Origin of the sequence: Paenibacillus sp. PastM-3, from assembly GCF_029893965.1 — a bacterium.
GTDB lineage: Bacteria > Bacillota > Bacilli > Paenibacillales > Paenibacillaceae > Paenibacillus_AQ.
The window spans coordinates 102,532-114,988 of record NZ_JARXXP010000013.1 but is presented as its reverse complement, the minus strand read 5'-3'; the positions used below and the strand labels follow the sequence as shown (position 1 = coordinate 114,988).

Here is a 12,457-nt window from a genome sequence, read left to right as displayed (position 1 = left end):
TTATGATCTTACTCGCTCCATCCATTTTATCCGCAGATTTTGCCGCCCTCGGTGCTGAGGTTGCCGTTGCTGAGGCCAGCGGCGGAGACTGGATACATGTTGATGTAATGGACGGCCACTTTGTGCCGAATATTACACTCGGCCCTCCGATTGTCAAAGCAGTAAAGGCACATACGTCTTTGCCGCTTGATGTTCATTTGATGATTGAACACCCTGAACGGTATATCGCGGATTTTGCCGCTGCCGGCGCATCCGTCATTACTGTACATGCAGAGGCCTGTGTACACCTTCACCGGGTGATCCATCAGATTAAAGAGCTGGGCCTGATGGCCGGTGTAGCCATTAATCCGGCAACGCCGGCTTCGGCTGTGCGTGAAGTGCTTGAGGATGTGGACATGGTACTGGTGATGACAGTGAATCCTGGCTTCGGTGGACAAGCCTTTATTCCGAATACCCTGCGCAAGATCCGGCAGATCCGTGAATGGGCTGCTGAAATCAATCATCCTAATCTGCGGATCGAGGTGGACGGCGGAATAGCAGAGGCAACCGCGGGACTGGTGGCTGAGGCCGGCGCCGATGTGCTGGTTGCAGGCAATGCCGTATTTGGACGTCCTGACCGCGCAGCCGCCATACAGGCCATCCGGGAGGCGGCAGAGGCTGCACTCCGATAATCCTTCCAGAAAGCCAAGCATTAAGGGGATTAACCGATTAAGGTAATAGGCCAAGTTATGGCCGCATAAATATGGTTACATGAGCAGAAATCTCATGTAGCCTTTTTTTTGTACTTCAAGGGAGGTCTGCACCTCGTCAGGGTTATATGAGTATTATGAATTCCGGGTAGTCTCCTACCGTACGGCAACAATTGATGGGAGGGTTAATAATGAAATTTTACACGTTTAAGCTGCCAAGATTTTTGGGAGGTTTTGTTAAAGCAATCTTGAACACATTTCAGAAGAGCTGAGTTTATAACCAAACAGAAAACATGAAAAAAAGCACCTTACGAAAGTAAAGGGTGCTTTTTGCTTCATTCATATGAAAGATCGCTAGATCCTGGAAAAATTCCAAGGACTAAACGCGCTCAACTTTACCGGCTTTCAAAGCACGGGTGCTGACATACACGCGTTTCGGTTTGCCGTTCACAAGAATGCGGACCTTCTGAACGTTAACTCCCCAAGAACGACGGTTGCGGTTGTTAGCGTGAGACACGTGGTTACCGCTGCTCGGCTTCTTGCCAGTTACTGCACATTTGCGGGACATAGATTACACCTCCTTGTTACTTACACCTGCATAAAACAATACTTAAATATAATATCACAGCAAAATTTGCTACGTCAACCGATTCAAAAACATTTATTTCTTTTAGCTCTTATAGTACAATATAAATTAGTGCATTATGTCCAGTTGATCATGGAATTGATTAGGCATGAAGTTAGGAAGGGGAATTCTCATTGAGTAAGCGTTCTATAAACGGAGCAGATTTTACCGCAATGGTACTTGCCGGCGCGGAGAAGCTGCAGCAGCATGCAGAGCACGTCAATTCCTTGAATGTATTTCCGGTACCGGATGGGGATACAGGAACAAATATGAATCTGACGATGACCGCAGGTGCGAACGAATTGAAAAAGAATAATACCGCCTCGGTCGGTCAATGTGCAGGAGTACTCTCCAAAGGCCTGTTGATGGGCGCACGGGGGAACTCCGGCGTTATTTTGTCACAGCTGTTCAGAGGTCTTGGACGCTACGCCGCCCAATATGATGAGCTGAACACGCAGCAGTTCGCAGCAGCGCTGCAGACCGGTGTGGATACAGCCTACAAAGCAGTGGTCAAGCCTGTAGAAGGCACCATTCTTACCGTTGCCAAAGAAGCAGCCAGACATGCCGTCTACTTTGCACGACGTACTACCGATATTACGGAGCTCATGACGGAGGTGCTGGCCAAAGCCAAAGAAGCGCTGGCGAATACCCCGGAACTGCTGCCCGTTCTGAAGCAAGTCGGCGTTGTGGATTCCGGCGGGCAGGGTCTCGTCTACATTTATGAAGGATTCCATCAGTATCTGACCAGCGGAAGCACGGCTGTGCAGCCTATTGTACAGGGACAAGCTCCCGCACCTGCCGCAGCGGCACCTGTGCTGACCAAGCCGGTAAATGTACCTTCATCTGTGCAGTCCTCTGCCCAGTCCCAGCTTCATACGGAAGATATTGAATTCTTATATGATATGGAGTTTTTTATTAACCGCCAGCTTGGCGGTACCGGAGCAAATTTCGATGAAGGGAAATTCCGGAAAGCGTTATCAGTCAACGGCGACTCGATTATTGTCATTTCCGATGACGAAACCATTAAGGTTCATGTGCATTCGAAGACTCCGGGTGATGTGCTTAACCTCGCGCTTCTTTACGGAGAGATCACCCAGATTCATATCCTGAACATGCGTGAGCAGCATCGTGACCTGCTGACGGCCGGAATGGATATTGCGCCAATGCCTGAGCTGTTCGCCGAGATTCCGAAGGAGCACAGCACAGTGCAGGCGCCTGCGGTTCCTCCGGCAGATGACCTCGCTCCTTACGGCTTCATCGCTGTATCATCCGGAGACGGCATTTCCGAGATTTTCAAAAGTCTTGGCGTCGATGTCGTGCTGGCCGGCGGGCAGACGATGAATCCGAGCACCGAGGACTTTGTAAATGCGATTTCCTCCATCTCTGCCAAGCATGTATATCTTTTGCCGAACAACTCTAATATCGTCCTTGCAGCACAGCAGGCCAAAGATCTGCTTGAAAGCGAACGTGAGGTTACTGTTATTCCAAGCAAGAGCATTCCGCAAGGGATTGCAGCAGCGTTTGCCTTCCAGGAAGACGACGCCGTTGAGACCAATACGGAAAGCATGCTGGAAGCCATCTCCCAGGTGAAATCGGGGCAGGTAACCAATGCGGTCCGGGATACGGTTATTGAGGAGCTTGAGATCAAATCCGGACAATTCATAGGGATTTCCAATTCGAAGATTGTAGCGGCATCCGACGAGCTGCTTGCGGCAAGCCAGGCGCTGCTTGATACCATGCTTGTTAACGGTGATGAAATCGTCACTGTGTTGACCGGTGCTGAAGCTGATGAAGGGGTTACAGAATCGCTCGTCAGCTGGCTGGAGGAATCTTATCCGCAGGTCGAAGTGGAAGTACACGAAGGCGGACAGCCGTTGTACTACTATCTTTTCTCTGTAGAACCATAGGTTGATATTATAGTTTGGGGAGGAAATCCATGAATCGTACGGTTATTGTCACAGACAGCACATCAGATATCCCGCCGTCATTGGCGGAGGCATACGGCATTGAGGTCGTGCCGCTAACGCTAATGTTCGGCGAACAGGCTTTCCGGGATAATCTGGATATGACACCGGAGCAATTCTATGAGCGCCTTCCCCGCTCACAGCAGCTGCCGACAACCTCGCAGCCGTCACCGGTCGAGTACATGAATGTGTACCGCAGCATTATGGAGCGCTATCCGGACAGCCCGGTTCTGTCCTTCCACATTTCATCCGGACTGAGCGGAACCTATCAGTCTGCAGTGCTTGCCAAGTCTATGCTCGAGGAGGAAGGGGACCATATCACAGTAGTGGATTCGCTGTCCGCTTCCTACGGTTTCGGGTTCATGGTAGTGGCTGCAGGCCGGATGGCTGCTGAAGGCAAGGGTCCGGCTGAAATACTGGAAGCCGTGGAGAAGCTCCGGCAGTCCCGTAAGCTGTACTTCCTTGTAGATACGCTCGAATATCTGCAGAAGGGCGGCAGAATCGGTAAAGCGTCTGCATTTCTCGGTACGCTGCTGAATATCAAGCCGATTCTTTCCATTGATGACGAGGGCATTATCTATGCGGTGGAGAAGGTCAGGGGCCGCAAGAAGGCGGTTGCCCGGATGATCGAGCTGTTCAAGAACAATCTGCCGGGTATAGACAAAATCAACGTGGCCGTGGGTCATACGGCGGAACCGGCTTACGGCGAAGAATTTCTGAATGAACTGGCTGGGCACTTCACTCTGGAAGAGAAGGTGCTGACCAACATTGGTCCGGTCGTAGGCAGTCATGTCGGCAACGGAACGCTAGCCGTGTTCATTTGGCCCGCGTAAATAGGGGATGAATAAGCTGCTATCACTTGATCAAATTGAAGTCAAACAAATAAATGGCGTGAGCGCTCAAAAGCAAAGCGAGCTTCACGCCTTTGGCGTCTTTACAGTTAAGGACCTGTTGGAATATTATCCGTTCCGCTATGAGGATTACCGGCCGAAGTCGCTGAGTGAGGTCAAGCATGGCGAAAAAGCAACTCTGATTGCCAAAGTGATCGGCATTCCGGTATTGCAGCGGTACGGGGGGAAATCGCGGATCAGCTGTAAAATGGTGGCTGAGCCCTGGATGTTCACGGCTACCTGGTTCAATCAGCCTTATGTCCGTGAACAGCTGACTGCTGGCCGCGAGATTGTCCTCTCCGGCAAATGGGACCAGAAGCGCAGCCAGATCACGGTATCGAATTATGAATTCCCGGACCGCGGTGAGGGCAAGACCGGGACACTGCAGCCGGTTTATTCGGTAGGGGGCAAGATCACCCAGACTTGGCTGCGCAAGGTGATCAATCAGGGAATGCAGCAGTACGGCGAGCTAATACCGGAGATTCTGCCTCAGGTCATCCTGCGTAAATATGATTTTATGCCGCGCAAAAAGGCTATTGCCACGATTCACCAGCCTGAGGATACCCGTGAAGGCCAGCAGGGACGGCGCCGGATGGTCTATGAGGAGCTGTTCCTGTTCCAGCTCAAGGTCCAGGCGTTCCGGGTGCTGAATCAGGGCAGAATGGATGGTGTACGGCATACGGTTGACAATGCGACTGTGCGCCAGTTCGTGCGGAGCCTGCCGTTTGAGCTGACAGATGCCCAGAAGCATGTAGAACTGGAGATCCTGCAGGATATGCGCTCTGCTTCCTGTATGAACCGGCTGCTGCAGGGAGATGTAGGCTCCGGTAAAACAGTGCTAGCTGCCATTGCACTATATGCTTCCGTTAAATCGGGATTTCAAGGGGCGCTGATGGTGCCGACCGAGATACTCGCAGAGCAGCATATGCGTTCCCTCACAAGGATGTTTGAGCCCTTCGGCATTACGGTCGGACTGCTGACAGGTAGCGTCAGCGGCCGCAAGCGCAAGGATTTGCTGGCTTCCCTGCAAATGGGAATGCTTGATATTGTTGTAGGCACCCATGCATTGATCCAGGAGGATGTGTTCTTCCGTGAGTTGGGCCTGGTTGTGACGGACGAGCAGCACCGCTTTGGCGTTAACCAGCGAAGCATCCTCCGGCGTAAGGGGTATAATCCTGATGTGCTTACAATGACGGCAACACCCATACCGCGCACGCTGGCCATAACCGTGTTCGGTGATATGGATGTGTCCACATTGTCAGAGCGCCCCAAAGGGCGTGTGCCGATTACTACTTACTGGGTCAAGCATGATCTCATGGAGCGGGTGCTGAAGCTGGTGAACCGCGAAGTGGATCAGGGCAGACAGGCATACCTGATCTGTCCGCTGATCGAGGAGTCGGAGAAGCTGGATGTGCAGAATGCGATTGATCTTCATGTCCAGATGTCACAGGCCTTTCCGGATTACAGGGTTGGCCTGCTGCACGGCCGGATGACTCCGGCGGAGAAGGACGAAGTGATGCGGGCTTTCTACAGCAATGAAATCCAGCTTCTCGTCTCCACTACAGTGGTAGAGGTTGGCGTTGATGTTCCCAATGCGACGCTTATGATTATTATGGATGCTGACCGGTTTGGATTGTCACAGCTGCATCAGCTGCGGGGGCGGGTCGGACGCGGCCAGCATGCTTCGTATTGCGTGCTGGTGGCTGATCCGAAATCCGAAATCGGCCGGGAACGGATGACAGCCATGACGGATACCGATGACGGATTCGAAGTTTCACGCCGCGACCTGGAGCTGCGCGGGCCGGGTGATTTCTTCGGAACGAAGCAGAGCGGCCTGCCGGAATTCCGGCTGGCCGATATGACCGCCGATTTCGAAGTACTGGAGCAGGCGCGTGATGATGCCGCTATGCTGCTCAAGGACACCACCTTCTGGACCTCGGCTGATTATGCGCCTCTGCGCAGCTATTTGCAGGCTGAACAGATATTCCAAGGGGAAATCATTGATTAAATAGGCACATGCGGCGGACTGCCTTCATATACTGTGAATGATTGGATATGACGGGAGGTGCTGCATTTGGGTTATCAGCAATATGGAATCAGTCCCCAGCTGGTGGAGCGCATCAAGCTGAAGATGAAGAATCCGGCTGTGAAGGAACGGATCAAGAACATGGTTAACGGCGTTTCCAAGCAGGAGCTGCAGGATACTGCAGTAGTTCGCAGGCTTGTGCGGAATGCTGCGGCAGTACTTAACGAGAAGCTGACGGGAGCGCAGGAGGAGCAGATCGTGAAGTTTGTCATCGCCCAGAAAATTGATCCGAATAACACGTTCCACCTTATCCGCCTGTGGGGAATGTTCCGCTGAGCTGGAAGGATGCCGGTCATCAAGAAACACAAAAAGACGTTTCCGCAAAGAGCTGCGGGAACGTCTTTTTGTCAAATAAAAGCCGAACCTTGCTTGGTGTTTAGCTTATTTTGCGGCGCACCCAATCAGCAATGCTGTCCGGCTGGTTGCTGGTCACGGTAATCTTGCTGTTCTGGTCAAAGGAACGGACGATGGAAGTAAGTGCATCTTCCTCTAGCTTGCTCGCCAGACAGAATAGTACGCCGGGCTGGCCATTCTTATTGCCGGGCCGGATCAGCTTGGCATCCCTCTTGAGGGAGTGCTGGAGTGCCTTGCGAATCTCCTCACAGTGGCTGCTGGTGATCCAGACCGCCCTGGAGCGGGATAGGCCGCGCAATGAAAAGCGTACACCTTCAAAGGCGAGCAGATAAGCGATAATACTGTACATCGCCTGATCCCAGCCGAACAGCATGCCTCCGGCAAGCAGAATGGAGCAGTTAAACAGCATGATGACCACTTCGGCTGATTTGGCGGGGCCCCCGTCAGTTAACAGAAAGCCCTGCTCTCTTGCATTTCCGGAAAGTCCGCCTGAACGGATCATAATGCCGATTCCGAGGCCAAGGCAGAGTCCTCCGGCAACAGCAGCAATCAACGGATCAGCGGAAACTGCCGGAAAATGGTGCAGCGCCAGTGAGCCGATTGTCAGGCAGAACAAGCCAAGCAAGGTATAGAGTGCAAAGCGCAGATTAATCTGCCTGCGAGACAACAGAATAAACGGCAGATTGAACAGAAACAGAAACAGGCCAAGCCGCATTTCGGTAAGATGGGCCAGCAGGGCTGACAAGCCGGCGATGCCGCCAAGCACAAGCTTGTGCGGCATCAGGAACAGCTCAAGTCCGACTGCCGCCAGCAGGCCTCCGCATATCACACAGAGGATACGGATCAGCCTGGTCCGGCCAGAGGCCGGAAGTTCATGACCTAATGGTTGATTCATCCAAGGGTTCCTCCTTCGGCAGGGAAACTGTATTGTATACCGCCGAAGCGGCATAGCGGTAAGGTTAGTGTTAAGAGGCAGTTTGACAGATGGATGAACTGTATACTTCAACATAATTAGATGTATATTTGAGCGGCCTGAGCAGCAGCCGTTTCAAACGGTTGTAGAACTGCGGATACAGCAGGACGAAGCAGACAGGCAGCCCCGTGTCCTGAGAGACAGGCAAAGGGTTTCCGTGATGAGCACTGCGCATAAACGGCACCGATTTCGGCAATGGCCCATGCAATCGGGCTGGCTGTGTCATTTTGTGCTCATAGCGTTCAATGTGCGGATATTGCTCAGGCTCGGCATTGCTGTCCGCTCCGGTTGAGGCTGTGAGCGTCATGAGAAGCAGAAGCGGAGCCAGTCCTGCGCGGAGCCAGACTGTAAGCGGTTTAGCTGCTAAATATGCCATTTTAGAAACACCTCCTTGCTGTATCTTGTAGTTTAAGCATACCATATGTTTTGTGACAGAACCAATTGAATGACGGATTTTGAAGCCCGGAAAGTGCCGGAATAACGAAGTAGCACCAGTAAATAAGTGATTGTGAGGGTAAAAGGGGATTTGAAATATATTTTTTGCCAAAGATGCGCTTATTCCACCAGAGATGGATTATTTACAGGCTTGCCATCTTTCGGAACTGCATAAAAAACCAGCAGTGGCTCCGGTTAAACGGTCCATCCGCTGGTTTATCATTAACATTGCATATAAAATGCTGTTTACAGCACACGCTGCATATGAAGAATAACGTTATGCCAATAGCCGGTATCGAGCTCGCTGATCTGCACACCGGGTTCGCCCCAGGTATGAATGAATTTACCGTTACCGATATAAATGCCAACATGGCCGGGAACGGCATCGCTCTCAAAGCGTCCTGGAACAGTGAAAAAAATCAGATCTCCGGCTTTAAGCTCATCACGGCTTACCCTCCGGCCCACATTATCCTGATCCCGCGCAAGACGCGGCAGCTCAACACCGAATTTTCTAAATACGTGGCGGGTAAAAGAGGAGCAGTCAAATTTCTTGGTCTCCTCATAGGAGCCGGCTCCGAAATCATATGGAACGCCGAGAAACTTTTTGGCATAGGCAACAAGCTCACCGGTATCCACATTAGAAGCACTCTGAATCCGCAGGGTATTGGTCGTACCCGGACCTGATGATGCATTGCCATTTATAATTCCGGCATCTTTGTCGGTCGGAGCGGCAATATTGATCTCGCCCGTAGTCGGATTCCAGCCTACTTCAGTCTGCAGCAGCTTTGATAAAGAAGTCGGAGTGATATAGATCTGGCCGTCCCGGCGGATCGGGGCATCGGGCAAGGTTACTTTGTCACCAAGCGAGAACACCTGGGCAGAATTTGGCTTCAGCATATACATTACATCGGTATAGCCGATTTTGGCGAAGCCCCCGCTGGAGGTGTCATCCTTCATCCGGTATCCCAGGACGGCGGCAGCAGGTTTTAGCGGAATCCAAAATTTTCCGTGATCGTCCTTAACATAAGCTTTTTCGTAATAGCTGCCGGCAAAAGAGCCGGAAGGTGTGATTGAGTTAGCCTTGGGCTTCTGATCTTTCTGATAATACCCGCATGCACTGCCTGTGAGGGAAAGCGCAATTAAAAGTGCGGCTGCTGCTGATTTTTTGTATACTGTCCTTTTCATATGTCACGCTCCATCTTCAAACTGTAGCTTCAGTTTGTGCAAAACGCTGGCTTTTATCAGAGTGAACTTACTGGATTTGCTTCCTGTTCCTACATGGCGCGCAGATTTCGGAGGAAACTGTTGGCATTGTGCGCATTTTGTAATATCTGGATTGCTGATTAACGATTGACGGATAAACAACCTACATATAATATAAGTTTAATGGATTTGCTGTATTTGATGGGAGATTCGTGTAAGCTATTGCTTTAATGCTTTTAAAGATGAAAGCGATAATGCTGAGTCGCTCACTTTGATACACGCGCTGATACCGTAAACAGAAAAGGGGATATCTGATGAAAAAATCGAAACTTTGGGCCGGTCTGGGCCTGTGCTTGATGCTGGTTGCAGCAGGCTGCGGAAACAACAATGCGGTTAACACGGGATCAACGAATAGCGGCAATGCAACGGCTGCAACGGAGGCACCAGCCAATGCGGGTACGGATGATGCCAAATCTTACAAAATTGCGATCTCACAGTATGTAGAGCATCCGTCACTGGATGCAACGCGAGAGGGCTTCCTGGCGGCACTGAAGGACGCTGGAATTGTAGAAGGTGAGAACTTGACGGTAGATTTCCAGAACGCCCAGGCGGACCAGGCGAATAACCTGTCAGTTGCCCAGAAGATAGCCGGAGACAAAAATGATCTTGTCCTGGGGATTGCAACGCCGTCCGCACAGGCGCTTGTACAGAATGTGAAGGATACACCAATTCTGTTCGCAGCTGTCACCGATCCGCTTGATGCCAAGATTGTGAGTGATCTGGAGCATCCCGGCGGGAACGTCTCCGGTGCGTCAGATACTAATCCTGAGGCTATTACACGGCTGATGAATTTTATCGCTACCCAGTTCCCTGATGTGAAGAAGCTCGGGCTGATTATCAACGAAGGCGAACCGAACGCCGTAGTTATGTCGGGTATTGCCAAGGAAGAGCTGGACAAGCACGGCATCGAGCTGGTGAAGGCAGCTATTACGAATACGTCCGAAGTGAAGCAGGCCGCAGAATCTCTGCTTGGCCGTGTAGATGCATTCTACATCACTCTGGATAACTCGGTTGTAAGCGGTGTGGATGCCATTATCCAGACGGCAAACGATAACAAGCTGCCGTTCTTCTCCGCTGACCGCGACACCGTTGAGAAAGGCGCTTTTGCGACAGTAGGCTTCAAGTATTATGACCATGGCTACCAGGTAGGTGAAATGGCTGCAGACGTACTGAAGAACGGCACAAGCCCTGGCGATATGAAGGTGTCCATGCAAGAGAAGCTGGATCTGATTCTTAACCTCAAGGCAGCAGCAGCCCAAGGAATTGAAGTAACAGATGCCATGAAGGCTGAAGTGGCCGATCAGGCGAACAACATCATTCAATAAGAGCCAGACATTATTATGGGGCGATCCCGGACGGGACGCCCCTTGCCGCTTGAAGGAGGAAGTCACCTATGTATAATTCAATGCTCGGAGCCCTGGAAATGGGCCTCTTGTACGCGTTTATGGCTCTAGGGGTATATATTACGTTCCGGATTCTTGATTTCCCGGATTTGACTGTAGATGGAAGCTTTACAACCGGCGGGGCAATTGCTGCTGTCATGATTACGAACGGTTCTGCACCTTGGCTCGCTACCCTTTGTGCGCTTGGCGGCGGTATGGTGGCCGGGATGTGTACGGGATTGCTGCACACCAAGGGCAAGATCAACGGTCTGCTGTCGGGGATTCTCATGATGATTGCGCTTTATTCAATCAACCTGCGGATTCTGGGCAAGCCGAACGTCTCACTGATGGGTGAAGACACCTTATTCAGCTCTATTAATCCGCTGCTCGTTATGCCGTTTGTTGTTATCCTGGTCAAAATTCTGATGGACCTGTTCCTGCGGACAGATCTCGGACTCGCCCTGCGGGCAACCGGTGACAACGCGCGGATGATCCGCAGCTTCGGTGTTAACACAGATACTACGACTATTCTCGGCATCAGTCTGTCGAACGGCATGGTTGCACTCTCCGGTGCACTGATTGCCCAGTATTCTACTTTTGCTGATTCTTCTATGGGTATTGGTATGATTGTTATCGGTCTGGCTTCGGTTATTATCGGGGAAGCTATCTTTGGGGCCGGAAGTGTCTTCCGGGCTACGCTGGCTGCTGTTCTCGGCTCGATCGTATACCGTATCGTTGTAGCGCTTGCGCTCCGGGTGCCATGGCTGGAAGCCTCGGATCTGAAGCTGATTACCGCCATTATCGTTATAATTGCCTTGTTGTTCCCTTCAATTCAGCGGTATCTGAAGACGAAGAGCACTGCACGCAAACGTACGGCAGAGCTTGCAGAGCAGGCTCTGCGCAGCAAGAAAGGGGGAGCAGCCAATGCTAAAGCTTGATAATGTCTCCAAGCTGTTCAATCCCGGCACCCCGGATGAGAAGATTGCCCTGCTCGGAATAGACCTGGAGCTGCGGGCCGGTGATTTCGTAACCATCATCGGCAGTAACGGTGCAGGCAAATCAACCTTGATGAATATCATTTCCGGCGTGATGAAGCCCGATCTCGGCGAAGCGCGGATCGAAGGGAACTCTATCAGCCATCTTCCGGAGTTCCAGCGGGCCCGCTGGATCGGCCGGGTCTTCCAGGACCCGATGGCTGGTACAGCCCCGCATATGACGATTGAAGAGAATCTCGCGATGGCCTATAAGCGCGGACAGAGCCGCGGCCTGGCCTTCGGAGTGAATGCGGCCAGACGTGCTGTGTTCCGTGAACAACTAAGCCGTCTGGGCATTGGTCTTGAGAACCGCCTGCGGGCCAAGGTAGGGCTGCTGTCCGGCGGTGAGCGGCAGGCGCTCAGCCTGCTGATGGCGACCTTTACACAGCCGCAGATTCTGCTGCTGGACGAGCATACGGCAGCGCTTGACCCTGCCCGTGCCGATCTGATTACGAAGCTCACAGAAACCATTGTACGGGAAATGAACCTGACGACACTGATGGTTACCCATAACATGGAGCAGGCCATCCGTCTCGGTAACCGGCTGATCATGATGGATAAAGGTTCAATCATTCTGGATATTGACGAATCACGCAAGAAGGATTTGACCGTTGAGCGCCTGCTGGGTGAATTCGAAACCATCAGCGGGCACAAGCTGGCAGATGACCGCATGATGCTGGGATAAAGATTACAGACTGATTATCCTCGGAATTTTGGAGATAAAGACTTGAACACAGTGAATGACCTTTGACTGTGGCTCAA

13 protein-coding genes are annotated in these 12,457 nt (G+C 51.8%); 9 read left to right on the top strand and 4 right to left on the bottom strand.

Translation table 11 applies throughout. The features are described 5' to 3' along the window. Positions 1 to 2 precede the first annotated feature (2 nt). Complete coding sequence (gene rpe / locus M2108_RS18610) at positions 3 to 671, top strand: ribulose-phosphate 3-epimerase (RefSeq protein ID WP_277470814.1); 669 nt, start codon at positions 3 to 5, stop codon at positions 669 to 671. Positions 672 to 880: 209 nt separating this feature from the next. After that, complete coding sequence (gene spoVM, locus M2108_RS18605; protein ID WP_020431362.1) at positions 881 to 961, top strand: stage V sporulation protein SpoVM; 81 nt, start codon at positions 881 to 883, stop codon at positions 959 to 961. Positions 962 to 1,068: 107 nt separating this feature from the next. On the opposite strand, the gene rpmB is transcribed toward spoVM, so the two are convergent. Further along, on the bottom strand, positions 1,069 to 1,257 hold the full coding sequence (gene rpmB, locus M2108_RS18600) for a 50S ribosomal protein L28 (RefSeq protein ID WP_036686205.1): 189 nt from the start codon (positions 1,255 to 1,257) through the stop codon (positions 1,069 to 1,071). 191 nt (positions 1,258 to 1,448) lie between these two features. On the opposite strand from rpmB, the gene M2108_RS18595 reads away from it, so the two are divergent. From M2108_RS18595 to M2108_RS18580, 4 genes are all read left to right on the top strand, one after another. Next, positions 1,449 to 3,221: a DAK2 domain-containing protein gene (locus M2108_RS18595; protein ID WP_277470815.1), complete on the top strand. Its 1,773-nt coding sequence runs from the start codon at positions 1,449 to 1,451 to the stop codon at positions 3,219 to 3,221. A 29-nt stretch (positions 3,222 to 3,250) separates the two neighbouring features. After that, complete coding sequence (locus M2108_RS18590; RefSeq protein WP_277470816.1) at positions 3,251 to 4,111, top strand: DegV family protein; 861 nt, start codon at positions 3,251 to 3,253, stop codon at positions 4,109 to 4,111. A 7-nt stretch (positions 4,112 to 4,118) separates the two neighbouring features. Further along, positions 4,119 to 6,176 (top strand): ATP-dependent DNA helicase RecG, encoded by a 2,058-nt coding sequence (gene recG / locus M2108_RS18585; protein ID WP_277470817.1) that lies wholly within the window; start codon positions 4,119 to 4,121, stop codon positions 6,174 to 6,176. A 66-nt stretch (positions 6,177 to 6,242) separates the two neighbouring features. After that, positions 6,243 to 6,530 carry a stage VI sporulation protein F gene (locus M2108_RS18580; protein ID WP_090716595.1) on the top strand — a complete coding sequence of 96 codons (288 nt, stop codon included), beginning with the start codon at positions 6,243 to 6,245 and terminating at the stop codon, positions 6,528 to 6,530. A gap of 100 nt (positions 6,531 to 6,630) precedes the next feature. On the opposite strand, the gene M2108_RS18575 is transcribed toward M2108_RS18580, so the two are convergent. From M2108_RS18575 to M2108_RS18565, 3 genes are all read right to left on the bottom strand, one after another. Beyond that, positions 6,631 to 7,503, bottom strand: a complete 873-nt coding sequence (locus tag M2108_RS18575; protein ID WP_277470818.1) for a YitT family protein — start codon at positions 7,501 to 7,503, stop codon at positions 6,631 to 6,633. Between the two features lie 70 nt (positions 7,504 to 7,573). Next, on the bottom strand, positions 7,574 to 7,957 hold the full coding sequence (locus tag M2108_RS18570) for a hypothetical protein (RefSeq protein WP_277470819.1): 384 nt from the start codon (positions 7,955 to 7,957) through the stop codon (positions 7,574 to 7,576). 305 nt (positions 7,958 to 8,262) lie between these two features. Further along, the gene (locus M2108_RS18565) at positions 8,263 to 9,201 is read right to left on the bottom strand and encodes a C40 family peptidase (RefSeq protein WP_277470820.1); all 939 of its coding nucleotides are present in this window, start codon (positions 9,199 to 9,201) and stop codon (positions 8,263 to 8,265) included. 332 nt (positions 9,202 to 9,533) lie between these two features. Here M2108_RS18565 and M2108_RS18560 point away from each other — a divergent pair, with 332 nt between their 5' ends. The 3 genes from M2108_RS18560 (at position 9,534) to M2108_RS18550 (ending at position 12,380) form a co-directional block, all read left to right on the top strand. Then, complete coding sequence (locus M2108_RS18560; RefSeq protein ID WP_277470821.1) at positions 9,534 to 10,604, top strand: ABC transporter substrate-binding protein; 1,071 nt, start codon at positions 9,534 to 9,536, stop codon at positions 10,602 to 10,604. Between the two features lie 68 nt (positions 10,605 to 10,672). Continuing rightward, positions 10,673 to 11,599: an ABC transporter permease gene (locus M2108_RS18555; RefSeq protein WP_068727508.1), complete on the top strand. Its 927-nt coding sequence runs from the start codon at positions 10,673 to 10,675 to the stop codon at positions 11,597 to 11,599. Beyond that, complete coding sequence (locus tag M2108_RS18550) at positions 11,586 to 12,380, top strand: ABC transporter ATP-binding protein (RefSeq protein WP_277470822.1); 795 nt, start codon at positions 11,586 to 11,588, stop codon at positions 12,378 to 12,380. Before M2108_RS18555 ends, M2108_RS18550 begins: the two co-directional genes overlap by 14 nt. Positions 12,381 to 12,457 lie beyond the last annotated feature (77 nt).